Annotated in this window: 23 protein-coding genes; 20 read left to right on the forward strand and 3 right to left on the reverse strand. The window is 61.8% G+C overall.

The genetic code is table 11. From position 1 onward, the window contains the following. Positions 1 to 18 precede the first annotated feature (18 nt). The 6 genes from PSEMAI1_RS0106685 to PSEMAI1_RS0106700 all read left to right on the forward strand — a co-directional run bounded on the left by PSEMAI1_RS0106685 (position 19) and on the right by PSEMAI1_RS0106700 (position 4011). On the forward strand, positions 19 to 798 hold the full coding sequence (locus PSEMAI1_RS0106685; protein ID WP_024302124.1) for a suppressor of fused domain protein: 780 nt from the start codon (positions 19 to 21) through the stop codon (positions 796 to 798). A 101-nt stretch (positions 799 to 899) separates the two neighbouring features. Then, positions 900 to 1418, forward strand: a complete 519-nt coding sequence (locus tag PSEMAI1_RS21705) for a hypothetical protein (RefSeq protein WP_156943095.1) — start codon at positions 900 to 902, stop codon at positions 1416 to 1418. Positions 1419 to 1622: 204 nt separating this feature from the next. Next, positions 1623 to 1823 carry a hypothetical protein gene (locus PSEMAI1_RS21145; RefSeq protein WP_255327062.1) on the forward strand — a complete coding sequence of 67 codons (201 nt, stop codon included), beginning with the start codon at positions 1623 to 1625 and terminating at the stop codon, positions 1821 to 1823. Positions 1824 to 2059: 236 nt separating this feature from the next. Beyond that, positions 2060 to 2716 carry a hypothetical protein gene (locus PSEMAI1_RS21710; protein WP_156943096.1) on the forward strand — a complete coding sequence of 219 codons (657 nt, stop codon included), beginning with the start codon at positions 2060 to 2062 and terminating at the stop codon, positions 2714 to 2716. Positions 2717 to 2885: 169 nt separating this feature from the next. Then, positions 2886 to 3416, forward strand: coding sequence for a transposase (locus PSEMAI1_RS21150; protein WP_084612640.1), 531 nt, complete (start codon positions 2886 to 2888; stop codon positions 3414 to 3416). 112 nt (positions 3417 to 3528) lie between these two features. Beyond that, complete coding sequence (locus tag PSEMAI1_RS0106700; RefSeq protein WP_024302126.1) at positions 3529 to 4011, forward strand: GNAT family N-acetyltransferase; 483 nt, start codon at positions 3529 to 3531, stop codon at positions 4009 to 4011. 181 nt (positions 4012 to 4192) lie between these two features. Here the strand turns inward: PSEMAI1_RS0106700 and PSEMAI1_RS21155 are convergent. After that, a protein-coding gene (locus tag PSEMAI1_RS21155) for an IS3 family transposase (protein ID WP_156943097.1) occupies positions 4193 to 5358 on the reverse strand; the annotation gives its coding sequence in 2 pieces (ribosomal slippage) (positions 4193 to 5094 and positions 5094 to 5358; 1167 coding nt in all). A gap of 47 nt (positions 5359 to 5405) precedes the next feature. On the opposite strand from PSEMAI1_RS21155, the gene PSEMAI1_RS0106715 reads away from it, so the two are divergent. Next, positions 5406 to 5921: a transglutaminase family protein gene (locus PSEMAI1_RS0106715; protein ID WP_255327063.1), complete on the forward strand. Its 516-nt coding sequence runs from the start codon at positions 5406 to 5408 to the stop codon at positions 5919 to 5921. 80 nt (positions 5922 to 6001) lie between these two features. On the opposite strand, the gene PSEMAI1_RS0106720 is transcribed toward PSEMAI1_RS0106715, so the two are convergent. Beyond that, the gene (locus PSEMAI1_RS0106720; RefSeq protein WP_084612641.1) at positions 6002 to 6346 is read right to left on the reverse strand and encodes a DUF1484 family protein; all 345 of its coding nucleotides are present in this window, start codon (positions 6344 to 6346) and stop codon (positions 6002 to 6004) included. A 355-nt stretch (positions 6347 to 6701) separates the two neighbouring features. On the opposite strand from PSEMAI1_RS0106720, the gene istA reads away from it, so the two are divergent. The 4 genes from istA (at position 6702) to PSEMAI1_RS0106735 (ending at position 9615) form a co-directional block, all read left to right on the forward strand. Beyond that, on the forward strand, positions 6702 to 7919 hold the full coding sequence (istA, locus tag PSEMAI1_RS0106725) for an IS21 family transposase (protein WP_029770402.1): 1218 nt from the start codon (positions 6702 to 6704) through the stop codon (positions 7917 to 7919). Continuing rightward, positions 7919 to 8347 (forward strand): ATP-binding protein, encoded by a 429-nt coding sequence (locus tag PSEMAI1_RS22395; RefSeq protein WP_304412732.1) that lies wholly within the window; start codon positions 7919 to 7921, stop codon positions 8345 to 8347. The genes istA and PSEMAI1_RS22395 overlap by 1 nt, the downstream gene beginning before the upstream one ends. 38 nt (positions 8348 to 8385) lie before the next feature. Further along, complete coding sequence (locus PSEMAI1_RS22400; protein WP_304412733.1) at positions 8386 to 8703, forward strand: ATP-binding protein; 318 nt, start codon at positions 8386 to 8388, stop codon at positions 8701 to 8703. Positions 8704 to 9111: 408 nt separating this feature from the next. Then, complete coding sequence (locus PSEMAI1_RS0106735) at positions 9112 to 9615, forward strand: hypothetical protein (RefSeq protein ID WP_024302130.1); 504 nt, start codon at positions 9112 to 9114, stop codon at positions 9613 to 9615. 17 nt (positions 9616 to 9632) lie between these two features. On the opposite strand, the gene PSEMAI1_RS0106740 is transcribed toward PSEMAI1_RS0106735, so the two are convergent. After that, positions 9633 to 10505, reverse strand: coding sequence for a DMT family transporter (locus PSEMAI1_RS0106740; protein WP_024302131.1), 873 nt, complete (start codon positions 10503 to 10505; stop codon positions 9633 to 9635). Between the two features lie 227 nt (positions 10506 to 10732). On the opposite strand from PSEMAI1_RS0106740, the gene nirJ reads away from it, so the two are divergent. From nirJ to narI, 9 genes are all read left to right on the forward strand, one after another. Further along, a complete protein-coding gene (nirJ, locus tag PSEMAI1_RS0106745) occupies positions 10733 to 11941 on the forward strand; it encodes a heme d1 biosynthesis radical SAM protein NirJ (protein WP_024302132.1) in 1209 nt (402 codons plus the stop codon). Next, on the forward strand, positions 11938 to 13479 hold the full coding sequence (locus PSEMAI1_RS0106750; protein WP_024302133.1) for a nitrite reductase: 1542 nt from the start codon (positions 11938 to 11940) through the stop codon (positions 13477 to 13479). Before nirJ ends, PSEMAI1_RS0106750 begins: the two co-directional genes overlap by 4 nt. Before the next feature lie 145 nt (positions 13480 to 13624). Beyond that, positions 13625 to 14314, forward strand: coding sequence for a Crp/Fnr family transcriptional regulator (locus PSEMAI1_RS0106755; protein WP_024302134.1), 690 nt, complete (start codon positions 13625 to 13627; stop codon positions 14312 to 14314). A gap of 302 nt (positions 14315 to 14616) precedes the next feature. Then, entirely contained in the window at positions 14617 to 15873 is a 1257-nt protein-coding gene (locus PSEMAI1_RS0106760) for a nitrate/nitrite transporter (RefSeq protein WP_024302135.1), read from the forward strand. A gap of 65 nt (positions 15874 to 15938) precedes the next feature. Continuing rightward, on the forward strand, positions 15939 to 17327 hold the full coding sequence (locus PSEMAI1_RS0106765; protein ID WP_024302136.1) for a NarK family nitrate/nitrite MFS transporter: 1389 nt from the start codon (positions 15939 to 15941) through the stop codon (positions 17325 to 17327). 286 nt (positions 17328 to 17613) lie between these two features. Beyond that, on the forward strand, positions 17614 to 21306 hold the full coding sequence (locus PSEMAI1_RS0106770; protein WP_024302137.1) for a nitrate reductase subunit alpha: 3693 nt from the start codon (positions 17614 to 17616) through the stop codon (positions 21304 to 21306). 63 nt (positions 21307 to 21369) lie between these two features. Further along, on the forward strand, positions 21370 to 22920 hold the full coding sequence (gene narH / locus PSEMAI1_RS0106775; protein WP_024302138.1) for a nitrate reductase subunit beta: 1551 nt from the start codon (positions 21370 to 21372) through the stop codon (positions 22918 to 22920). Between the two features lie 11 nt (positions 22921 to 22931). Then, positions 22932 to 23573, forward strand: coding sequence for a nitrate reductase molybdenum cofactor assembly chaperone (narJ, locus tag PSEMAI1_RS0106780; RefSeq protein WP_024302139.1), 642 nt, complete (start codon positions 22932 to 22934; stop codon positions 23571 to 23573). Between the two features lie 60 nt (positions 23574 to 23633). After that, positions 23634 to 24320, forward strand: a complete 687-nt coding sequence (gene narI / locus PSEMAI1_RS0106785) for a respiratory nitrate reductase subunit gamma (RefSeq protein ID WP_024302140.1) — start codon at positions 23634 to 23636, stop codon at positions 24318 to 24320. The last annotated feature ends 120 nt before the right edge of the window (positions 24321 to 24440 follow it).

Here is a 24440-nt window from a genome sequence, read left to right on the forward strand (position 1 = left end):
ACTCATTAGGAGACCTCATTGAGCATTAGTAAGTTTGCAAGCAGTGTGATGGCCGCCGTGCTCTCTCTGGTAGGGGCAACAGCCAATGGTGAATCTGACTCTGCTGAAAAGCAGTGGCAGGCCAACTACGATGCGCGCCAGAAATATTTCGAAAAGACTGTAGGGCCACTGCCTTCCGATATCTTGAAGATGCTCAACATGACCGGGGTATGGCCCGGAGGCGGGCTGTATGTCATCCCGGCTTCCGGCTTAGGAAAAAACCTATCGGTCTACACGACCTTTGGCTTCACAAACCCGGATATGCCAACGAGCGTGCAAATGTCCAACTTCGATTTGCAATCCGATGGAAAGCGAGCGACCCAAGCTGGAGGAACTCTTTCCAAGAAGCAGCCGGCACCAAAGCGCGCTGGATTTGCCGGATATGGCTACGAAATTCTGATGGTTGCTCAATCCAATCAGCAATGGCCTCTGAATTTCCTTCAATGGGCCGTAAACGCCGAAATTGGACACGACGCGGGGCTACTGAATCGGGTCGAAAAGTACGATGGTTTGACCGTCGAGCAAATTCAGGTGGGGCCGGGGCAAATGGTCAACGTCCTCATTGCGAAGGCCCATGCTCCTCTGCCCACCGGAATCTCTCTTCCGGCAGGGAAGATGGAAATCTTGGTTGCCACAACGATTACTCCTCAAGAGATGAAGTGGTCACAAGCCAATGGCAGAGGCGCATTGCTTAAGAAGTTGCAAGAGGCCGGTGTTGGGCAGATCAGTTTTCCGGACCGCATGAGTGTTGTGCAATGAGTGCTAACCCGCCGCTCCAGGGGACGCCCGAGAAGCTGCGCTTCTCGGTTCCCTCCGGTCTACGGCCTCCGGTCGCCCCTGAGCTAGCACGTTAGGTGCCAATGAACCACGAAGCGCGCATCCGTCGCGTGGCAATTCTGTGTTGTCACTGCCTTAGAAACATTGCCTTCTATCGCGCTGGCTGGTCGCATGGAAATATCCGTATCAAAAAGCAGTTTTGGGTTAACGCAAACGGTAGCTTTCTCGATACTGCTGTACTTGAATGGTGCAAGCTCTTTGCAGAAAGAGATGGCCGACATCACTGGCGAAAGATCGTTACGAACCATTCTGCCTTCGCTCAAGGGCTATACGCACACCTCAGAATTTCCAAGAAGGCATTTGAAAATTATGCAAAACCTATCCTGAGGTATAGAAACAAGTTTGTCGCTCATCTTGATGAAGAGCGTGTCATGCATATTCCGAACATGCGGTTGGCTCGAAATAGTGCGGCGTATCTGTATGATTATTTGCTGAATGATCCAATTGCGAAGAAGTACCTCCAAGACGTTAAGCACTCGGCTGCTCAGTACTACGCAATTATGTACAGGCATGCCCATCAGGAGTATCGCCGTGGCACCTAACAATCCCATAAGGACTTCCCCGTCAACCCCAATGAACTGAATTGGGGTTTATTCAATCGGTTTCGTGCGCGCAGCGCTTGCGGTGCGGGCACGAAACCGAAACACATTCCCCATCCTGCCTTCAGCGATTGCCGTCACAAGAACAGACTGCATCTCCATAACCGGCCTTGTTGGGCTGGAAACAATAGGGGTCTGACCCCTATTATTCTCGTCACCCACTGCTACCGCCGCCCCCGCACCCTCCCGCACTGGCCCTACAACCTCTTCGCCATGGTCCACGGCGCCAGCCATGACCAGGTCCGCGCCGAAGTGAAGCGGCTGGTCAACCTGCTTGGGCCCTCATGCCGCGCTCATGATGTTCTGTTTTCTAGTCGGATTTTGAAGAAGACGGGGTTGAGGATTTGAGCGAGGCTGGGCTTGCGCTTGGTCTGTGTCGGCCGAGCTGCTGGGGGTAGGAGATCAATTGCACGGCACATATGTCATTAAATTAAAATTTGTTTTATGATTTATGGGTAGTCATGGGTTCGACGCGAGGGAGGGCAAGGAATGCTCGCGTGCAGTTGCTCTGTGATACAAAAATTACGTTTTTGTGGGCGCCCACTTTTAATTAACCCTATCTTCTCCAACAGAAGGAAGAACAGATGCGTTTTTTTACCATGGCTGCTGCTGTGACACTCGTACTTTCGGGGTGTGCGACAGTGAACAAGCAAGCCCTTTCCCAAGAAGCGAAAAGCGGATTACAAGGTCAAACTATCACGTATACCACAAGAGCGAAACCAGATTTCGCTGCGATGACGGCGACTAAAGGCGCATTTGCGCTCATTGGGGCCGTTGCCGCAATTAGTGAAGGGAATAGTCTCATCGCAAAGCACAATGTGCCAGATCCTGCGGGCACAATTGCTCTTGGACTAACTGAGGCCCTGCAGCAATCTCATTCGATGCGCTTCACTTCCTCGTCAATTAGCACAAAAACGGATAACGCATCTCAAATTGCAACAGATGCTAGTGGTCGATCTGCATATGTAATTGATGCGCAAACAATCAATTGGAGCTTCGTTTATTTTCCAACCAACTGGACCCACTATCGTGTAATTTACACAGCCAAAGTCAGGCTTATCAATGCAAATACCAAGTCGGTGGTGGCCGAGGGATTTTGCAAACGAATCCCGGATAGTGACGTGGGGGCTCCTACGTATGATGAGCTGTTAAGCGCTGACGCCGCTGGCCTCAAAAAAGAGCTGAATATAGCTGCGCAAGAGTGCATAAATTCTATGAAGACTGAGATGCTTTCAATTTAAAGGGCTAGCGTATTATTCCAGCGGGCCGCTTTTGGCGGCCGCTAAATTCAGGCGCGAGGTTCCAGATACGACACGAATGCTACCAAGGCCGTAACCCGCAACAGCCTGTAGGGCGCAATCGAAGCGTAGCGCATTGCGCCGCATGTCAACTCAAGCTGGAAACTAAACCATGCCCAATTACCGCCGTGCATGGCAAAGGGGTGGGACGTATTTTTTCACGGTCAATCTGTTGGAGCGGCACGGCAACGATCTGCTGATACGCCACATCGATGCTTTGCGCGCTGCAGTGCGAACTACCCGCCAAAGCCATCCCTTCATCATCCATGGCTGGGTGGTGCTGCCAGACCATCTGCATTGCGTAATCGAACTGCCTCCGGATGACGATGACTTTGCACTGCGCTGGCGATTGATCAAGCTGCTGTTTTCTCGCTCCATCCCGAAAACCGAATGGCGCAACCCGGCCCGGCAACGGCGTGGTGAGCGTGGGGTATGGCAACGGTGCTACTGGGAGCATTTGATCCGTGATGAGGAGGATTTTGCCGCGCACATGGATTACGTACATATCAATCCGCTGAAACATGGTCTGGTGGAACGGGTGGTGGATTGGCCCCACTCGACGTTCCATCGCTGCGTGCAGGCCGGAATCTACCCTGAAGATTGGGCGGGCGGATTGGAGCAACTCACCGGGTTGAATGATTGACTTGTCGTGCTCGCAAACGATGGCGCAATGCGCTGCGCTTCGATTGCGCCCTACGAGCTGTGTGCAAGTCGGCTACGGGTTTTTGGGACGCCTACTTTGGGTTGGGGGAATTATGAAAATCGAACTATATACCCCTGATAGGGCTATTGAGATTGCCGATTTATTTCATCGGTCTGTGCACGCAATCGATCTATCGGTATATACGCCTGAGCAAAAAGAAGCTTGGGCACCGACGCCGCCAGACTATGAGTATTGGGCGCAGCGATTAAGCCAAAAAAGGCCGCTTTTGGCGATAAAGGATAATCGAGTCGTTGGTTTTATAGAGCTGGACTTGGATGGCCATATCGACTGCATGTACACGCATCCAGAATTCCAGGGGAAGGGCGTGGCATCCGCCTTGTATGAGCATTTGCAGGAACAAGCTAAAGCCAGAAAGATCGATCGCTTATACGTTGAGGCATCATTCGTCGCTAAGCCGTTTTTTGAGAATCGTGGATTCTCTGTAGTCAAGCAAAACGAAATGCAAAGAAAGGGTGTGGCTCTAATTAATTTCACGATGGAAAAACACCTGAATCCTAACAATCAAATCCAGTAGAGTGACCCACCGGGTTTCGGTAAGCTGTATTTGCCTTCGTCCGATAATCTTCCAAGTTAGCTCCAGACATGAACCCATATCTCGCTGCAAGCAAGTACATCGACTTCGACCATCCCATTGTCTCGGCCAAAGCCGCCGAACTGGCCGATGGGGTGTCCTGGCAAGAGCGGACAGCTCCGATTCAAGCGGCCTTGGCTGAATTCCAGTACTTCCGGGTAAATTCAGCCGGCGCCAAGTAGCCAAGCCGCGAGTGACGGCGTTGGCGGTTATAGAAGATTTCGATGTACTCCCTGATCGATGCCTCCGCCTCCGCCCGCGTTGCGTAACGGCGATGGTGGACGAGCTCGTTCTTCAACGTTCCCCAGAAGCTCTCTATCGGCGCATTGTCGAAACAGTTCCCCTTGCGTGACATCGAGCTATGCATCCTGAACTGCGTCAGCAAATCCCCGTAGGCCTTGGCGCAGTATTGGCTGCCACGATCCGTATGGTGGATCAAGCCGGCCGGCGGCCGCTGGTGCTGGACCGCCCGGAACAGCGCCTTGCTGACCAGTTCGGTCGTCATCCGCGCGCCCATCGCATAGCCAACGATCTCGCAGCTAAACACATCCTTCAGTGCCGCTAGGTACAGCCAGCCCTCGTCCGTCGGGATGTACGTTATATCACCCGTCCAGACCTGATTCGGGCGGGTCGGCTCGAACACCTGACCCAAGACATTCTCCGCGACCGGCAACGAGTGGGCCGAATTGGTGGTCGCCTTGAACTTGCGCTTCTGCCGGCACCGGATGCCTATCTGGCGTCGTAAACGGTCGATGCGATCACGCCCGGCCTCAAAGCCCATCGCCGCCAGTTCTGGCTGCAAACGGCGTACGCCATAGGTTTCCCGTGTTTTGGCATGTGCCGCCCGGATCGCCACTTTCAGCCGCTCGTCCTCTTGTTCTCGCTCAGATGGAGAACGTCCACGCCAGCCATAGTACCCAGCACGGGACACCGCTAGAACCCGGCAGGCCACCACCACCGGGAATAGGTTTCGGTGCTCTTCTATCCACGCGTACCGGGCAGTGATGCCTGAGCAAAGTACGCTGCAGCTTTTTTTATGACGTCTCGCTCCAGGCGTGCCTCTGCCAACTCCTTGCGCAGCTTGGCGTTCTCTGCTTCCAGCTCCGTGACACTGCGCGCCCCCGGCGCCGGTTGGTCACCGCCAGACCTCGCCGCTACAACCCAGTTAGCCAATGTACCCTTGGGGATACCCAGCCGCCTGGCCGCCCCTTCAAGGCTGAGCCCTTGCTCAAGTACCAGCTTTACCGCCTCAGAACGGAACTCTACTGGATATGTCTTTCTGGTCTTCATTTCACACTCCCGATTGTCAATGGTAACAATCGGAACTGTCCGCGGGAATCAGGCTACCCCACGAGGGTGTCTCGTCGCAACTGGAACTGGTCAAACGCTGCTTCGAGTTCGTCAGGGACGAAATCAAGCATAGTGTTGATTTCATGCTCAACCCGGTGACCTGCAAAGCCTCCGATGTGCTCCAGCACGGCACCGGGTATTGCTATGCCAAGAGCCATTTGCTGGCCGCACTGCTGCGTGCCAACAACGTTCCCACGGGCCTTTGCTACCAGCGGCTGTCCGTAGGCGAGGAGGGCGCGCCCTACTGCCTGCATGGCCTGAATGCCGTGTATCTCGAGCAATATGGGTGGTATCGCATCGATGCCCGAGGCAACAAGCCGGGAGTCAACGCTGTGTTCTCCCCACCCATCGAGGCCTTGGCTTTTCCTATCCGCGGACCCATGGAGCGGGACCTGCCTGAAATCTGGGCAGAGCCCTTGCAGTGTGTGATCGACGTCCTGGAATCACAGCCGAGCGTCGAGCAAGTGCTGCTCAACCTTCCGGATGTTCAACTGCTGGACTAACAAGCCGCATACGCCCTTATCAGCAAAAGCGCCGCCCCCCCATCAGTGGAAGGCGGCGTTTTCAATCCAGCCAACCGATTTCAAATCAGATCATTCACCCGCATCAGCGCCTGCTTGAAGCGCTGATTCAGCGGCTGCAGCAAGCTGCACAAGCCTTGGCCGGGCAGGACTGTTTCGCCGGCATGATCGAGCAGTATCAGCGCGGTACTCAGGCCCTCGTGGACGGCATGCAATTCCTGCAGACCGGCGCAGAGGATGGTGTCGATGTCGTGGCTGCTGGCTTCCAGTCCTGCCAGCAGTTTATCGATCGTAGCTAGATCTTGGGTGGTGCTGCACAACTGGCGTAACTGCTGCAGAGTGCCTTGCAAGTGGGCGACGGCGAGTGTGCCGCTATCCGGGGCGGGGGAGGGTGTCGCGGGGCTCATGCTGTGACCTCCCCAGAGGTTAACCAAAACGGGTTGGTAGCAGTAGGAAACAGGTGCAGCAGGGCGCGGAAATGGGATTTAGGCATGGTGGCCTCCTGTGCTGGTTAAACCTGCTTCCCGACGCCAATCGGGGGTGGCAGGCGCATGGCAGGATTGGCGTACCGGCGCACAGGGAACCGGCGAGCCCGAAGGCTCTCCCACCACGGCCCGCCATACAGAGGATGTCAGGCGACATCGTAAATTGACCCCCTAGCGACACGAAGAACTGACCCCCTTGTTTGCAAGGAGGCAGTCGTTGGAAACGCAGTATTCAGCGAGTCATCCTGTACCCCGTGAGGTTTGTGGAGTACGGGAGATGTTGGAGCCGGAAGCAGTAACGGCAATCGTTCGACTGGGGCAATCCGGCTGGGGGGCGAAGCGGATTGCCAAGACGCTGGGAATCGCCCGAAATACCGTGCGGCACTATTTGCGTGCCGGCGGCCCGGTGCCATACCAGCAGCCGCAACGCAGCGGCGTGCTCACCGGGCACGAGGCCTGGCTACGTGAGCAGTTTCTAACGCACAAGGGCAACTGCGACGTGGTGCGTCAGCTACTGGCTAAGGAACACGGTATTGCCACCAGCCTGCGCACCGTTGAACGCGCCTGCCGGCCATATCGGCAGGAGCTTGAAGCCAGCCGGCGAGCGACGATCCGGTTCGAGACTGCTCCTGGCGAGCAGATGCAGATCGACTTCGGCCAAGTGCGCATCCAGATCGGTGGCGAACTGGTGCGTGTGTACCTGTTCGTGGCGACGCTTGGCTACTCGCGCCGTGGCTTTGTTTGCCCATTCCGTCACGAACGGCAGAGTGCTTGGTTTGGCGGTATCGAAGCGGCGTTCGAGCACTTCGGTGGACGGGTGCAGACTCTGCTGATCGATAACGCCAAGGCCCTCGTGGTCGAGCACGACATGCAGACCCGGCAGGTCCGCTTCAACAGCCGCTTCGAGGCGTTCTGCCGGCATTGGGATGTGCGCGTGAAGGCCTGCGCGCCGTTCCGTGCGCGCACCAAGGGCAAGACCGAGAACGGCGTTGGCTATGTGAAGAAGAATGCTATCGCCGGTTACACATTCGAGAGCTGGGCCGCATTGGAGGCTCACTTGACCCGCTGGCAGCGGGAGGTGGCCGATACCCGCATCCACGGGACGACCGGCATGGCGCCCAAGGAGCGGTTCGACGGCGAACGTCCGCATCTGCGTCCTGTTGCCGGCATAGTGCCGTTCCTGCAAGTGCGGGAGCTGATCCGTCGCGTCAATGCCGAAGGCTGTGTCGAGCTCGATACTAATGCCTACAGCGTGCCCTGGCGGCTGATCGGCGAGATGGTCACGGTCGCTGTACGAGCAGGCACGGTGACGGTCCATTACGCCGGCCAGGAAGTAGCGCATCACGCCGAGTTGGCCGGCAGTCGCGGACGGCAAATTGACCGCGCCCATCTGCTTGGGGTCGTGCCGCCGCTATCCGAGCCGGTCCCGCCACACGGCGGCGCTTTGCTGCGCCCGCTGGCAGAGTATGAGGAATTGGTCGGAGGGGGCTGGTGATGATCGAACCCGACCGACTGGAAGAACTGTTGACCCGGCTGCACTTGACGGCGATCCGGGATCAGCTGGATAGCCTGCTGGACGAAGCGAGCCGTGCCCAAATGACACTGCGCGAAGCGCTGCTGTTCCTGGCCGAGCGAGAGGTGGCCCGGCGCGATACGCGACGCATCCAGATGGGGATGAAGCTGGCTCGATTCCCCTGTGTACGCACGCTGGAGGGCTTCGACTTCGATGCGCAGCCGTCGATTGATCCCGGCCAGGTCCGGGATTTGGCCACCGGGCGCTGGATTGGCCACGGTCAAGCGTTGTTGCTGCTGGGACCGCCCGGAGTCGGCAAGACGCATTTGGCGGTAGCACTCGGGCGTGAGGCGGTAGAGCGGGGTTACACGGTGCTGTTCAGTTCTGCTGCGTCTCTGATGGCTGACTGACGAAGGCGCATGCCGATGGGCGCTTGGAGGAGAAGCTGTTGCAGCTATCGAAACCCAAGCTGCTGATCGTCGATGAATTGGGCTACCTGCCGCTGGAGCCGGCGGCAGCGCACCTGTTCTTCCAGCTGGTCTCGCGGCGCTATGAGCGGGCAAGCCTACTGATCACCAGCAACCGCCCGGTGGGGGAATGGGGCCAAGTGTTTGGTGACGCAGTGGCGGCAACGGCCATCCTGGATCGGCTGCTGCATCACAGCCAGGTGGTCACGATCCGGGGAGATAGTTACCGGCTACGCGACAAACGACGGAGCGGCCTGCTGCAGAAGGCGACGGCCGAACCGATTACATCAACTAGTTGATTAACCCTGGGGGTCAATTCCAGATGTCGCCAGGGGGTCAAATCCTCGTGTCGCTTGACAGAGGACGCACCAATGGTGTGTAACGGACATGAAAAATGCCGCGCGTGGCGGCTGTCCGCCTGTGCATTCGAGACGCCAATCTCGGTTGCAGGATTGACTGCAACAGCAGAATTGTTGCCGACGCTCGCTGTGGCGTCAACCTTATGGCTTTTTGCCGGGTGAGTGGGCAGTTTGGGAGAGGGAAGTGGCCAGAAGGGGACATTCCACGTCTCCCAACACTGGCGGTAGGGGATGTCTCGCGTTTAGGATTGGTGAATATTTGCTGTGGTGATGCCCGGCCTTGCTCAGCTTGGCAGCCACCGTCGGCGTCAATGCCGCACACGACCTCTTTGGAGATGCCTATCCGCGATGACGGCCTTTGTCACGGTCTTCGAGATCACCCGATGGAGTAACGGCCTCCTGGCGGATGAGTTGTTTCGGTTTCTGGTCGGTGCCGTTGCGCTGATCGGGGCCATCGCGACGTTGCTGTTCAAGTGGCGCAGGTCGGGTGCCTTCCCATGGCGCCATCTGATTCCGTCCTTGTTCACCATGGTGTGGGCAGTTATCTGGCTGGCGATGCATGATTTCCCACGGGTGCTCCAGCGCATTGACGATCTGGTCGAGGCGTACGAAACAGGGCGCTACGAGGTTTCTGAGGGGCCGGTTACCGTCTTGCATGAGCAACCCGCGCATGGCCATTCGAGCGGGGATCGGATTGTCGTTGGCGGCAAGACGTTCGAGGTGAACTACTTTTACGCGACGCCCGCCTACCAGCAGACTATTGCGCATGGCGGCGTGCTGCATGCCGGTACCTACGCACGCCTCAGCCATGTCAATGGAGAAATCGTCCGCGTCGAGATACGCGAGCGTTGAGGTTTACCCGCGTCCACTCAACCCGCCGCCACAGCCACCAGCGGACGCCGCCCGCGCCGATTGAGCCACAGCGAGGCGAGGATCACCCCGCCGCCCAGCGCCAGGCGCGGCAGGTCGGCGTCACGGTTCCAGATCAGCACGTTGACCAGCAGCCCGGCCGGCACGTGCAGTTCGTTCAGGATGGCCAGCGTGCCGGCGCTGACTTCCACGCTGCCTTTCACCCACCAGTACATGCCCAGCGCCGTGGCGAACAGGCCCATCCACGCCAGCACGCCCCATTGCAGCGCCGTGTGCGGCAGGCGGCTGGCGTCGCCGAACAGCAGGAAGGAGGGCAGTGCCAGCACCAGAGCGCCGAGGAAGAAATGGCCGAAGTAGCGGTGGAGCGGCTGCGGTACGGGGTGCTGTTGCAGCAGACGGCGGCACAGTACCTGGCCGGCGGCGAAGGTGAGGTTGGCGAGCTGCAGCAGCAGGAAGCCCACCAGGTACTCACCCTGCAGAGGCTGGAAGCGGATGATGACGCCGCCGCCCACGGCCACCGCGGCGGCGAGCAGCGCCCACCGGTTGAAGCGGCGAGCCAGGGCGTCGTCCAGCAGGGTGACGTAGATCGGCGTCAGCACGGTGAACAGCAGCACTTCCGGCACCGTCAGCACGCTGAAGCTGCGGTACAGGCACAGGTAGGTGATGCCGAACTGCAGCGCGCCGGCGAGCCAGAAGCCGCCGACGAGGCGGCCGGGCAGGCCGCGCCACAGGGTGAAGGGGGCGAACACGGCGGCGGCGATCAGCACGCGCAGCAGCACGGCGAAATCGCTGTCGACCTGTCCGGCCAGGTATTGGCCGATAAGGCTGAAGGAAAAGGCCCACAGGAGTGTGACGACAATCAGGTAGCGCATCGGTCGGGGTAATGGAACGGTGACGGGGTAGGGATGATAGGCCGCTGGCGGGCCGAGGGGAATAGTCCGTCGAGCAGCGCCCGCCATGGTGGGGTGGTGAAAAACCGATGCGGATCAAGCGGGCGGCACGAGGTGGCGGCTGCCCTGGCGGCGGTTGACCATGGTCAATGCGGAAGAGGGCGCAATGCCGTGAAATGACGCCAATGTCATTGACGGAGCCGCCACCCATGCTGCGCCTCACCCCCTACCTGCAGTCCGTCGCCCATCCCGCCCCGGTGGCGCCACCACGCCCGCCCAGCGGCCCGGTGGTGATCTGGAACCTGATCCGCCGCTGCAACCTGACCTGCAAGCATTGCTATTCGGTATCGGCCAATACCGCCTTTCCGGGTGAGCTGTCCACCGCCGAGGTGTTCACGGTGATGGAGGATCTGCGTGCTTTCGGCGTGCCGGTGCTGATCCTGTCCGGTGGCGAGCCGCTGATGCGGCCCGATATCTACGACATCGGCAAGCGCGCCAAGCAGTTGGGTTTCTACGTCGGGCTGTCGAGCAACGGCACGCTGATCGATAGCGGCAATGTCGGGCGCATCGCTGCCGTGGGTTTCGACTACGTCGGCATCAGTCTCGACGGCATCCGCGCCACGCATGACCGTTTCCGCCGCCTGGACGGCGCCTACGAGCTCTCGCTGGCCGCACTGCGCTTGTGTCGCGACGCCGGCATGAAGGTCGGCGTGCGCTACACCATGACCGAGGACAACGCCGACGATTTGCCGGCGCTGCTGCAGTTGGTCGACGACGAGGGCATCGACAAGTTCTATTTCTCTCATCTCAATTACGCCGGGCGCGGCAACAAGCACCGCGCCGACGACGCGCGCCACGCCCGCACGCGCTGGGCCATGGACCTGCTGATCGAGACCTGTTGGCGCCACATCCAGGCTGGCCGGCCCAAGGACTTCGTCACCGGCAACAACGATGCCGACGGCGTCTACCTGCTGCACTGGGTCGAGCGTCATCACCCGGAAGCGGCGGCGGATCTGCGCCGGCGCCTGGAGCAGTGGGGTGGCAACGCTTCCGGCGTCAACGTCGCCAATATCGACAATCTCGGCAACGTCCACCCCGACACCATGTGGTGGAAGATCGGGCTCGGTAACGTCAAGGAGCGGCCGTTCTCGGCGATCTGGCCGGATACCTCGCACCCGCTGATGGCCGGCCTCAAGCAGCGCCCGCGTCCGGTCACCGGGCGTTGCGGTGCCTGCCGCTACCTTGCCATCTGCAACGGCAACACCCGGGTGCGCGCCTGGGAGCTGACCGGCGATTTCTGGGCCGCCGACCCGGCCTGCTACCTGAGCGACGCCGAGATCGGCGTGGCCGAGGGTGCGCATCCGCTGGCGGAGCTGACGCCGTACCCGCGCCGCCGTAACAAGGAGGCTCAGGCATGAAGGCGCTGTCCCTTGCTGCGCTGCTGGCGACGTTGGGTCTCTCCGGCCTTGCCGCCGCGAATCCCGCCGCGCTCTACCAGCAGCAGTGCCAGAGCTGCCACGGCGACAACCGCATGGGCGCAATGGCGCCGGCGCTGCTGCCGCAGAGCCTGGAGCGGCTCAAGCCGGCGGAAATCCTCGACACTATCCGCCACGGCCGCGCCGCGACGCAGATGCCGGCCTTCGCCGGGCGTCTGGCCGATGCCGATATCCAGGCGCTGGCGCAATACCTGAAGACGCCGCCGGAGCAGCAGGCGCGCTGGAGCGAGGCCGACATGGCCGCCTCGCGCGTGGTCTACGCCGATCCGGCCAGCCTGCCGGCCAAGCCACGCTACCGCGCCGACCCGCGCAACCTGTTCGTGGTGGTGGAGGCGGGCGATCACCATGTCTCGGTGCTGGATGGCGACAAGCTGGTGCCGATCGCCCGCTTCGCCAGCCGCTTCGCGCTGCACGGTGGGCCGAAGTTCTCACCGGACGGCCGCTTCGTCTACTTCGCCAGCCGCGACGGCTGGGTGACGCAATACGATCTCTACACCTTGCAGAACGTGGCCGAGATCCGCGTCGGGCTCAACACCCGCAACGTCGCGGTCTCGGGCGATGGGCGCTGGGTGCTGGCCGGCAACACGCTGCCGGAGACGCTGGTGCTGCTCGACGCCAACGGTCTCAAGCCGGTCAAGACGCTGCCGGTGCGCGACGCGGCCGGCAAGGTGTCGCGTGTGTCGGCGGTGTACGACGCGGCGCCGCGCCGGAGCTTCATCGTGGCGCTGAAGGATGTGCCGGAGCTGTGGGAAATCTCCTACGATCCGAAGGCCGCCAAGGTCTATCCCGGCCTGGTGCACGATTACAAGATGGGCGAGGGGCTGGCCGTGGACAGCTTTCTCGCGCCGCGCGTGACGCCGCTCGAACTGGTGCTGGACGATTTCTTCTTCGACCCGGCCTACCGCCACGTCATCGGCGCCTCGCGCGAGGGTAGGGCGCAGGTGATCAACCTCGACATCCGGCGCAAGGTGGCCGAACTGCCGCTCGACGGCATGCCGCACCTAGGGTCCGGCATTACCTTCGAAACCAATGGCCATCGCTACCTGGCTACGCCCAATCTCGCCAGCGGGCGGGTGACGGTGATCGACCTCGACAGCTGGCAGCGTGTGAAGGACATCCCGACGCTGGGGCCGGGCTTCTTCCTGCGCAGTCACGAAAACACGCCTTACGCCTGGGTCGACGCGATGATGGGGCCGAAGAAGGACACGCTGGCCATCATCGACAAGCGCTCGCTGGAGGTGGTGAAGACGCTGACGCCGCGCCCCGGCAAGACCACCGCCCACGTGGAGTTCACCCGCGACGGCCGCTATGCGCTGGTGAGCGTGATGGAAAACCCGGGCGAGCTGGTGGTGCTTGATGCCGTCACCTTCCGCGAGCTGAAGTCGCTGCCGATGGCGAAGCCGATCGGCAAGTACAACGTGTTCAATAAGGTGAACCGCTCTGAGGGTACGAGCCACTGACGCGGTGGCCGCCTAGGCCATTCGGACGAGGCGGGGGTGGTACTTCCGGTTCATGGTGCCGGCAGCGCCGAGCCGGTAAGGTAATACTGCTTGGCGCTTTACCTGCGCTGCCCACCCCACCCCCGTCGCACAGGAATAGCAGACCATGAGTCAGATCGATATCCGTTCGTTCTTGCGGCATCAGCCGCTGTTTCAGGAGTTGTCGGACAGCCAGCTCGCCGCCTTGGTGCCGTGCACCCACGAGGTGCGCGGGCAGAAGGGCCAGATCATCTTCCAGAAGGGCGATCCGTGCGAGGGCATGTACCTGGTCGTGTATGGCCGGGTCAAGCTGTCGATCTCATCGGCGCAGGGCGCCGAGAAGGTGATCGAGATCATCCATCCGGGGCAGAGCTTCGCCGAGGCGGTGATGTTCCTCGGCAAGCCGTGCCCGGTGATGGCGCAGTTCCTCGAGGACGGCCTGCTGCTGCAGGTCGAGGCTCGCTCGATCTTCGCCGCCATCGCCCGCGATGCCGCCTTCGCCCACCGTCTCTTGGCCGGCCTCAGCATGCGCCTGCACGGGCTGGTGCGCGACGTCGAGCGCTATTCGGTGGAAAACGCCTTGCAGCGCGTGATCGGCTACCTGCTGCAGGGCGAGGACCATCCCGGCCAGGCCAACCGAGTGGTGACGCTGCCGGTCAACAAGAACCTGATCGCCTCGCGCCTCAACTTGACGCCGGAAACCTTCTCGCGCGTGCTGCACCAGCTGTCCGACGCCGGCCTGGTTTCCGTCAACGGCCGCGAGATCACGCTGATCGATATGAACCGGCTGGCCGATTTCGGCAGCGTGGCGGGCTAGTCCGCCATCGGTCCCGAAACCGAGGGACCGGTTCAGCCCACCATCGCGCCGCTAGCGGCGTGCTTTGCCTGTCCCCTGGGCCGGGTTCTTCCTGTTTCGGCACGCCGACGGCGCGACAGCCACCGGCCGTCGCACGGCCAGCCAGCGCTGTCTCCCCCGAAAGAACTAGCCTCTGCTGGCATTCAGGGTAGACCCGCCTAGCTCTTTTCCCCTGTCGAATGCCCACGTTAGGCGAATGGGAACCGGCCCCGCCAAGGCGTACCTTTCATAGCGAGAAATCAGCTCATACGAGGGGGCCAGCCATGGCATCACACAGCTATAAGCAATACGCGGTACTCGTTTCCAGTACGTTGTCGTTCACCGTCTGTTTCATGATCTGGATGATGTTCGCGGTGCTGGGCATTCCGCTCAAGCAGCAGCTCGGTTTGAACGAGACCGAGTTCGGTATCCTCGCCGCCACCCCAGTACTCACGGGGTCGCTGATCCGTGTGCCGCTGGGCATCTGGACCGACCGCTTCGGCGGCCGCATCGTGTTGTTCGTGCTGATGCTCGCCACCGTAGTGCCGATCTACCTGATGCAGTTCGCCCACGCCTACTGGCAGTTCCTCGTCATCGGCCTGTTCGTCGGCCTGGCCGGCGGCTCGTTCTCGGTCGGCACGCCATATGTGGCGCGCTGGTTCAAGAAGGAGCAGCAGGGCCTGGCGATGGGGGTGTTCGGCGCCGGTAACGCCGGCTCGGCGCTGACCAAGCTGGTGGCGCCGTCGATCATTGCCGCTTGGGGCTGGAAGATGGTGCCGACGGTGTACGCCGTGGTGATGCTGGTGACGGCACTGGCCTTCTGGCTGTTCAGTCATCACGACGCCAAGCACGTGGTGTCGTCCAAGACGTCGTTCAGCGAGCAGCTCAAGCTGATGAAGAATCCGGCGGTGCTGCGCTACTGCCAGTACTACTCGGTGGTGTTCGGCGGCTACGTGGCGCTGGCGCTGTGGATGACCAAGTACTACGTCGGCGAGTACGGCTTCGACATCAAGCAGGCCGCCTTCCTCGCCGCCTGTTTCTCGCTGCCGGGCGGGGTGCTGCGCGCCCTGGGCGGCTGGTTCAGCGACAAGTGGGGCCCGTTCAAGGTGACCTGGGGCGTGATGTGGGTGTGCTGGGTGGTGTTCTTCCTGCTGTCCTACCCGCAGACCCAGCTGGTGATCAGCACCGTCAACGGTCCGCTGTCGTTCGACATCCGCCTGAACCCGACCTGGTTCACCGTGCTGCTGTTCGTGGTCGGCGTGGCCATGGCGGTGGGCAAGGCCTCGGTGTTCAAGTTCATCTCGGAAGAGTTTCCGAACAACATCGGCGCGGTATCCGGCGTGGTGGGCCTGGCCGGCGGCCTGGGCGGCTTCCTGCTGCCGATCATGTTCGGCGCGCTGGTCGATCTCACCGGCGTGCGTTCCAGCTCCTTCATGCTGCTCTACGGCACCGTTTGCGTCAGCCTGATCTGGATGCATTGGTCGTTCAAGGCGGTGCGCCGCGCCGAAGAGGCGGGCGAGCTGGCCACCGTTAAATCCTGATACCCCGACATCGAATTTTACTAAGGAGGGCTCCCTTGGAGCCCTCTCCCTGGAGGACTCTTACCATGACGTCGTCGTCTTATGTTCTGACACGCTGGGAGCCGGAAAATACGGCTTTCTGGCAGGATGAGGGCAAGGCGGTCGCCCGGCGCAATCTGTGGATCTCGATCCCGGCGCTGACGCTGGCCTTCGTGATGTGGCAGGTGTGGAGCGTGGCGGTGCTGAACATGCCCAACATCGGCTTCAACTACACCCAGAACCAGCTGTTCTGGCTGGCGGCGCTGCCGGCGCTGTCCGGCGCCACGCTGCGCATCTTCTATTCCTTCATGGTGCCGATCTTCGGCGGGCGCAAGTGGACCGCCTTCTCCACCGCCACGCTGCTGCTGCCGGCCATCGGTATCGGTTTCGCGGTGCAGGATACCAGCACCAGCTACGGCACCATGGCGTTCCTGGCTTTGCTGTGCGGCTTCGGCGGCGGCAACTTCAGCTCGTCGATGGCCAACATCAGCTTCTTCTTCCCGAAGGCGGAGAAGGGTACCGCGCTGGGGCTGAACGCCGGCCTCGGCAACCTCGGCGTGTCGCTGGTGCAGTTCGTGGTGCCGCTGGTGATCACCGCCGGCGTGTTCGGCGCCATGGGCGGTGAGCCGCAGACTTGGGTCAAGGGTGACCAGACCAAGCTGATGTGGCTGCAGAACGCCGGCTTCATCTGGGTGCCGTTCATCGTGCTGTCGACGCTGGCGGCCTGGTTCGGCATGAACGACATCGCCTCGGCCAAGGCCTCGTTCGCCGATCAGGCGGTGATCTTCAAGCGCAAGCACAACTGGCTGATGTGCTGGCTCTACATCGGCACCTTCGGCTCCTTCATCGGGTTCGCCGCCGGCTTCCCGCTGCTGCTGAAAGGCCAGTTCCCGGATGTCGATCCGACCAAGTACGTGTTCCTGGGCCCGCTGGTGGGCGCCCTGGCGCGCCCGGTGGGCGGCTGGCTGGCCGACAAGATCGGCGGCGCCAAGGTGACCCAGGTGGTGTTCGCGCTGATGGTGGCTGCGGTGTTCGGTGTGCTGCAGTTCCTGCCGCAAGGCGGCCAGGGCGGCAGCTTCCAGGGCTTCTTCGCGATGTTCCTGTGCCTGTTCGCGCTGACCGGCATCGGCAATGGCTCGACCTTCATGCAGGTGCCGACCATCTTCCTGACCCTGCACAAGCGCATGGCCGGCAGCAGCGAGGCAGCGCAGAAGCAGGCTGTGGTCAACGCCACCAAGGAGGCCGCGGCGGTGCTGGGCTTCTCCGGGGCGATCGGCGCCTACGGCGGTTTCTTCATCCCGAAGAGCTATGGCACCTCGATCGCGCTGACCGGCGGCGTCGAGGCCGCGCTGTACGCCTTCATCGCCTTCTACGTCAGCTGCCTCGTGATCAACGGCTGGTACTACGCGCGCAAGAACGCCGAAGTTCCTTGCTGAGGCCGGCTCCGCGCCGCACTGACCCGGCGCCTACCGTTTGCCCTTCATGTCGACTCTTTGCCCCGCCCTGTGCGGGGCTTTTTTCATTTTGCAGCGGGAGGTGGATGGGCGCCTAGTTCTTTGGGAGTAGCCGGCATGGCCGGGCGGCAGGGGGAAGGGGTAGTGCCAATGCGCAAGCTTCGGCAAACCTTTGGCGAATGTCGTGCTGGACCCTGCTTCCCTAAGCTTTGCAGTGTGACAACGGGTCAGCCGCGCCTGTCTTGCGCGGCCAATGTTTGGAGGCATGATGAGCCATTTTCTCGACCGCCTGAATTTTCTCGGCAAGGTCCGCAGCACCTTCTCCGACGGCCACGGTGCCGTCGTGAACGAGGATCGCAAGTGGGAGGACGCGTATCGCCAGCGCTGGCAGCACGACAAGATCGTCCGCTCCACCCATGGTGTCAACTGTACCGGCTCGTGCAGCTGGAAGGTTTACGTGAAGAACGGTCTGATCACTTGGGAAACCCAGCAGACCGACTATCCGCGCACCCGCCCGGATCTGCCCAACCACGAACCGCGCGGCTGTCCGCGCGGCGCCTCGTACAGCTGGTACGTCTACTCCGCCCAGCGCGTGAAGTACCCGATGGTGCGCGGCCGCCTGATGAAGCTGTGGCGCGAGGCGCGCAAGACCCTGGGTCCGATCGAGGCCTGGGAAAAGATCAGCCAGAACCCGGAAACCGCCAAGCAGTACAAGTCCAAGCGCGGCCTGGGCGGCTTCGTACGCTCCAACTGGGACGAGGTCAACGAGATCATCGCCGCGGCCAACGCCTACACCGTGAAGAACTACGGTCCTGACCGCGTGATCGGCTTCTCGCCGATTCCGGCCATGTCCATGGTGTCCTACGCCGCCGGCAGCCGCTACCTGTCGCTGATCGGTGGCGTGCCGCTGTCGTTCTACGACTGGTACTGCGACCTGCCGCCGTCCAGCCCGCAGATCTGGGGCGAGCAGACCGACGTGGCCGAGTCGGCCGACTGGTACAACTCCTCCTACCTGATGGTGTGGGGTTCCAACATCCCGATGACCCGCACCCCGGACGCCCACTTCTACACCGAAGTGCGCTACAAGGGCACCAAGACCGTGGCGGTGTCGTCCGACTTCGGCGAGATGGCCAAGTTTGGCGACATCTGGCTGGCCCCCAAGCAGGGCACCGACGCCGCGCTGGCGATGGCCATGGGCCACGTCATCCTCAACGAGTACCACAAGACCGGCAAGTCGGCCTACTTCAACGACTACGTGCGCCAGTACACCGACATGCCGATGCTGGTCATGCTGAAGCAGGGTGCCAAGGGCTACGAGCCGGACTACTTCCTGCGCGCCTCGCACCTGGTCGACAACCTGGGCGAAGACAACAACCCGGAATGGAAGACCCTGGTCTACGACGACAACACCGGCAACATCGTCGCCCCGACCGGCACCATCGGCTTCCGCTGGGGCGAATCCGGCAAGTGGAGCCTGGAAGAGAAGGACGGCCACAGCGGCCGTGAGATCAAGCAGCGCCTGTCGCTGCTCGAGAACCGCGACGAAGTGGTCAGCGTCGGCTTCCCGTACTTCGGCTCCGAGCACGACGAACTCTTGCAGCGTAACGTGCCGGCCAAGAAGGTGCAGCTGGCCGACGGCAGCGAGGCGCTGGTCGCCACCGTGTTCGACCTGATGATGGCGCACTACGGCGTCGACCGGGGTCTGGGCGGCGGCAACGTGGCCACCTCCTACATGGACGACGTGCCGTATACCCCGGCCTGGCAGCAGAAGCACACCGGCGTGAAGCCGGAGATGGTGATCCAGGTGGCGCGCGAGTTCGCCGAGAACGCCGACAAGACCCACGGCAAGTCCATGGTCATCGTCGGTGCCGCGCTGAACCACTGGTACCACATGGACATGACCTACCGCGGCATCATCAACATGCTGATGATGTGCGGCTGTATCGGTCAGAGCGGCGGCGGCTGGTGCCACTACGTTGGCCAGGAAAAACTGCGTCCGCAGACCGGCTGGGCTCCGCTGGCCTTCGCCGGCGACTGGGTGCGCCCGTCGCGCCAGATGAACGGCACCTCGTTCTTCTACGCCCATACCAGCCAGTGGCGTCACGAAAAGCTCGGCACCAATGAAATCCTGGCGCCGACCGCTGACGGCAAGATGGCCGAGATGGCGCTGATCGACTACAACGCCAAGGCCGAGCGCATGGGCTGGCTGCCGTCCGCGCCGCAGCTTGCCAAGAACCCGCTCGACGTTACCGCCGAGGCCGAATCGCTGGGCAAGGACCCGATCCAGCACGCCGTCGACAGCCTCAGGAACGGCCAGCTCGACATGTCCTGCCACGACCCGGACAACCCGGCCAACTTCCCGCGCAACATGTTCGTATGGCGCTCCAACATCCTGGGGTCCTCCGGCAAGGGTCATGAGTACTTCCTCAAGTACCTGCTTGGCACCCAGAACGCGCTGATGGACGACGAGCAGACCGGCATCAAGCCGAAGGACGTGACGGTGCGCCCGGCTGTCGAGGGCAAACTCGACCTCCTGGTGGTGCTCGATTTCCGCATGTCGACCACCTGCCTGTACGCCGACATCGTGCTGCCGACCGCGACCTTCTACGAGAAGGATGACCTCAACACGTCCGACATGCACCCGTTCATCCACCCGCTGTCGGAAGCCGTGCAGCCGCTGTGGCAGAGCAAGTCCGACTGGGAGATCTACAAGGGCCTCGCCAAGAAGTTCTCGGAACTCGCCGGCGACTACATCGGCACGCGCAAGGACCTCGTGCTGACTCCGCTGATGCACGACACCCCGGGCGAACTGGGCCAGCCGTTCGACCCGCGCGACTGGAAGAAGGGCGAGTGCGAACCGGTGCCGGGCAAGACCATGCCGACCATGACCGTGGTCGAGCGCAACTACGGTGACGTCTACAAGAAGTTCACCTCGATCGGCCCCCTGCTGGAAAAACTCGGCAACGGCGGCAAGGGTATCGGCTGGAAGACCGGCCACGAGGTGGAAGAATTGCGCCACCTGAACCACGTCGTCACCGACGAGGGCGTGTCCAAGGGCCAGCCCAAGCTCGACACCGCGATCGACGCCGCCGAAATGATCCTGACGCTGGCACCGGAAACCAACGGCCACGTCGCGGTCAAGGCCTGGGATGCGCTGTCCAAGATCACCGGACGCGACCACACCCATCTGGCGATCCCGCGCGAGCACGACAAGATCCGCTTCCGCGACGTGCAGGCGCAGCCGCGCAAGATCATCTCCTCGCCGACCTGGTCCGGCCTGGAAAGCGAAGAGGTCAGCTACAACGCCGGCTACACCAACGTGCACGAGCTGATTCCCTGGAGAACGATCACCGGCCGCCAGCAGTTCTACCAGGATCACATGTGGATGCGCGCCTTCGGCGAGGGCTTCTCGAGCTACCGCCCGCACATCAACCTGAAGACCACCGGCGCGCTCTTGGGCCAGAAGTCCAACGGCAACAAGGAAGTGGTGCTGAACTGGATCACGCCGCACCAGAAGTGGGGCATCCACAGTACCTATTCCGACAACCTGCGCATGCTGACCTTGTCGCGTGGCGGCCCGCACGTGTGGATTTCGGAAGTGGACGCCAAGAAGGCCGGCATCGTCGACAACGACTGGATCGAGGTGTTCAACGTCAACGGCACGCTGACTGCCCGCGCCGTGGTATCGCAGCGCGTGCCGGAAGGCATGAGCCTGATGTACCACGCCCAGGAGAAGATCGTGAACGTGCCGGGGGCGGAAACCTCCGGCAAGCGTGGCGGTATCCACAATTCGGTGACGCGCGCTGTGACCAAGCCGACCCACATGATCGGCGGCTACGCCCAGCTGTCCTACGGCTTCAACTACTACGGCACGGTGGGTTCCAACCGCGACGAGTTCGTGATCGTGCGCAAGATGAAGAACGTGGACTGGATGGATCGGCCGCTCTCGGAAGGCGCGTAAGCGCATCGGCGGTGCCTGCGGCACCGCCCCTCCCGAGCCTTCTGAGACATTAGGAGTAAGACTATGAAAATCCGAGCCCAAATCGGCATGGTGCTCAACCTCGACAAGTGTATCGGCTGCCACACCTGTTCAGTGACCTGCAAGAACGTCTGGACCAGCCGCGACGGGGTGGAGTACGCCTGGTTCAACAACGTCGAAACCAAGCCCGGCATCGGTTACCCCAAGGAATGGGAAAACCAGGACAAGTGGAAGGGCGGCTGGGTGCGCCGTTCCGACGGCAAGCTGGAACCGCGCCAGGGCAGCCGGCTGAAGATCCTGTCCAACATCTTCGCCAACCCCAACCTGCCGTCCATCGACGAGTACTACGAGCCGTTCACCTACGACTACGAGCACCTGCAGAACGCGCCGGAAATGATCACCCCGCCGACCGCCCGCCCGGTGTCGGTGGTGACCGGCAAGAAGATGGACAAGATCGAATGGGGTCCGAACTGGGAAGACGACCTCGGCGGCGAATTCAGCAAGCGCTCCAAGGACGCGCTGTTCGAAGGCATCCAGAAGGAGATGTACTCGGCCTTCGAGAACACCTTCATGATGTACCTGCCGCGTCTGTGCGAACACTGCCTGAACCCGGCCTGCGTCGCCAGCTGCCCGTCCGGCTCCATCTACAAGCGTGAAGACGACGGCATCGTGCTGATCGACCAGGACAAGTGCCGCGGCTGGCGCATGTGCGTGTCCGGCTGCCCGTACAAGAAGATCTATTACAACTGGACCACCGGCAAGGCCGAGAAGTGCATCTTCTGCTACCCGCGTATCGAAGCCGGTCAGCCGACCGTGTGCTCCGAGACCTGCGTCGGCCGCATCCGCTATCTGGGCGTGCTGCTCTACGACGCCGACAAGATCGAAGCCGCCGCCAGCGTGGAAGACCCGAAGAGCCTGTACGAGGCGCAGCTGGGCGTGTTCCTCGATCCGAACTCTCCGGACGTCATCAAGGAAGCCAAGAAGCAGGGCATTCCGGACGCCTGGATCAAGTCCGCGCAGAAATCGCCGGTGTACAAGATGGCGATGGAGTGGAAGGTCGCCTTCCCGCTGCATCCGGAATACCGCACGCTGCCGATGGTGTGGTACATCCCGCCGCTCTCGCCGATCCAGTCCGCGCTGGAAAACGGCCTGATCGGCGAAAACGGCATCATCCCGGACGTGAAAGACCTGCGCATTCCGATCCGCTATCTCGCCAACCTGCTCACCGCGGGCAAGGAAGAGCCGGTACTCAAGGCTCTGGAAACCATGGTCGCCATGCGCCGCTACATGCGCAAGAAGAGCGTGGACAAGGTCAGCGATGCCGCCACCCTGAAGGGCACGCACCTCAAGCCGCTGCAGGTGGAAGAGATGTACCGCGTGATGGCCATCGCCAACTACGAAGACCGTTTCGTGATCCCGTCCAGCCACAAGGAAATGGTCGAGAACACCTTCGACGACAAGGCGAGCTGCGGCTTCAGCTTCGGCAACGGCTGCTCCACCGGCACCTCCGAGCACAGCCTGTTCGGCAAGAAAAAGGCCACGCCGATCGTGTTCCACGATCTACGCCGCGACCGCAAGGCCAACGCCAGCAAGTGAAGGAGAGCATGATGAAACACTTCAAGGCCCTGTCGGCGCTGCTGAGCTACCCGGAGCCGGAACTGCTCGACGCGCTGCCGGAAATCCGCTTGGTGCTGGCCGAAGCCGACTTGGCCGGCCACACGGCGCCGCTGCTGGCCGAGCTGGAAGCGGACGAGCTGGTCGCGCTGCAGGAGAAGTACGTGCTGGTGTTCGACCGCAACCCGTCGCACTCGCTGCACCTGTTCGAGCACATCCACGGTGAGGACAGGGCGCGCGGCCAGGCCATGGTCGACCTGATGGAAGAGTACAAGGCGCACGGCTACGAGATGGTCAGCAGCGAGCTGCCGGACTACCTGCCGCTGTTCCTCGAGTTCCTGTCGCAGACCGACGCCGACGAGGCCGCACGGCTTCTGTCCGACGCCGTGCACGTGGTCGCCCACGTGGCCGACCGCTTGCGCGAGCACGGCAGCGTCTACGCCGGCGTGCTCGATGCCGTGGTGGCGCTGTCGCCGGTGGCGCCCGAGCCACTGACGGTGCCGCCGGTGCGTGACATGGACGAGGCGCTGGAAACCTTCGGCCCCGGCGTGGACGGTGTCGAGCCCCTGCTCACGCCGACGCTGCGTCCGCAGATCGCCCCGGTCAACTTCTACCCGCAACGGCCGCGTGCCTGATTGTCACCTGCCGCTCTCGGCCGGCCGCCAAGGCTGGCCGAAGCGGAATGGAGGAAAGCCATGAATACCTTGCATCAAATCCTGTTCGGGGTGTACCCGTACATCGCGCTGTCGATCTTCCTGTTGGGAAGCCTGGTGCGCTTCGACCGCGAGCAATACAGCTGGAAGAGCGAATCGAGCCAGATCCTGCACCGCGGCAGCCTGCGGCTCGGCAACATCCTGTTCCACATCGGCATCATCGGCCTGTTCCTGGGGCACGGCGTCGGCCTGTTGACCCCGGTGGCGGTGTGGGACGCGCTGGGTGTTTCCCATAGCTTCAAGCAGGGCTTCGCCATGACCGCCGGCGGCATCATGGGCACGCTGTGCCTGCTCGGTGTGCTGATCCTGCTGCATCGCCGCCTCAGCAGCGAGCGCCTGGCCGCCAACACCACCTGGCGCGACAAGCTGGTGCTGCTGTGGATCCTGGCCACCGTGATCCTCGGCCTGTCCACCATTCCCGTCTCCGCTCAGCACATGGACGGTCACGAAATGGTGCTGCTGATGACCTGGGCGCAGCACATCGTCACCCTGCAGGGCGACGCCGCCAGCTACATCGCCAATGCCTCGATCGTGTTCAAGATCCACCTGTTCATGGGCATGAGCCTGTTCGTGATCTTCCCGTTCACCCGTCTGGTGCACGTGTGGAGCGGCTTCGCCGCCGTGGGCTATTTGGGCCGGGCCTGGCAGCTGGTGCGTCCGCGCGCTTAAGAGCCGCTAACAAAACCCTCTTGGCGTTGTTGCGCGGACTTGCCGTACTACATGTACTGTCTACGTCCGCGCGCCTAGCCAAGACCGTTGCACTGGGTTTTGTTAGTGCCTCTAAGCTGA

This window comes from Pseudogulbenkiania sp. MAI-1 (assembly GCF_000527175.1).
Classification (GTDB): domain Bacteria; phylum Pseudomonadota; class Gammaproteobacteria; order Burkholderiales; family Chromobacteriaceae; genus Pseudogulbenkiania.

Excerpts from the sequence above, each read along its gene's own strand:
- PSEMAI1_RS21705 (WP_156943095.1), top strand. The coding sequence starts at position 900 with ATGAACCACGAAGCGCGCATCCGTCGCGTGGCAATTCTGTGTTGTCAC.
- narJ (WP_024302139.1), top strand. The coding sequence starts at position 22,932 with ATGAAACACTTCAAGGCCCTGTCGGCGCTGCTGAGCTACCCGGAGCCG.
- PSEMAI1_RS0106750 (WP_024302133.1), top strand. The coding sequence starts at position 11,938 with ATGAAGGCGCTGTCCCTTGCTGCGCTGCTGGCGACGTTGGGTCTCTCC.
- narH (WP_024302138.1), top strand. The coding sequence starts at position 21,370 with ATGAAAATCCGAGCCCAAATCGGCATGGTGCTCAACCTCGACAAGTGT.
- PSEMAI1_RS0106740 (WP_024302131.1), bottom strand. The coding sequence starts at position 10,505 with ATGCGCTACCTGATTGTCGTCACACTCCTGTGGGCCTTTTCCTTCAGC.
- PSEMAI1_RS0106735 (WP_024302130.1), top strand. The coding sequence starts at position 9,112 with ATGACGGCCTTTGTCACGGTCTTCGAGATCACCCGATGGAGTAACGGC.
- PSEMAI1_RS21150 (WP_084612640.1), top strand. The coding sequence starts at position 2,886 with ATGCCCAATTACCGCCGTGCATGGCAAAGGGGTGGGACGTATTTTTTC.
- PSEMAI1_RS0106720 (WP_084612641.1), bottom strand. The coding sequence starts at position 6,346 with ATGAGCCCCGCGACACCCTCCCCCGCCCCGGATAGCGGCACACTCGCC.
- PSEMAI1_RS22395 (WP_304412732.1), top strand. The coding sequence starts at position 7,919 with ATGATCGAACCCGACCGACTGGAAGAACTGTTGACCCGGCTGCACTTG.
- narI (WP_024302140.1), top strand. The coding sequence starts at position 23,634 with ATGAATACCTTGCATCAAATCCTGTTCGGGGTGTACCCGTACATCGCG.
- PSEMAI1_RS0106770 (WP_024302137.1), top strand. The coding sequence starts at position 17,614 with ATGAGCCATTTTCTCGACCGCCTGAATTTTCTCGGCAAGGTCCGCAGC.
- PSEMAI1_RS0106765 (WP_024302136.1), top strand. The coding sequence starts at position 15,939 with ATGACGTCGTCGTCTTATGTTCTGACACGCTGGGAGCCGGAAAATACG.
- PSEMAI1_RS21710 (WP_156943096.1), top strand. The coding sequence starts at position 2,060 with ATGCGTTTTTTTACCATGGCTGCTGCTGTGACACTCGTACTTTCGGGG.
- PSEMAI1_RS0106760 (WP_024302135.1), top strand. The coding sequence starts at position 14,617 with ATGGCATCACACAGCTATAAGCAATACGCGGTACTCGTTTCCAGTACG.
- istA (WP_029770402.1), top strand. The coding sequence starts at position 6,702 with ATGTTGGAGCCGGAAGCAGTAACGGCAATCGTTCGACTGGGGCAATCC.
- PSEMAI1_RS0106755 (WP_024302134.1), top strand. The coding sequence starts at position 13,625 with ATGAGTCAGATCGATATCCGTTCGTTCTTGCGGCATCAGCCGCTGTTT.
- PSEMAI1_RS0106700 (WP_024302126.1), top strand. The coding sequence starts at position 3,529 with ATGAAAATCGAACTATATACCCCTGATAGGGCTATTGAGATTGCCGAT.
- nirJ (WP_024302132.1), top strand. The coding sequence starts at position 10,733 with ATGCTGCGCCTCACCCCCTACCTGCAGTCCGTCGCCCATCCCGCCCCG.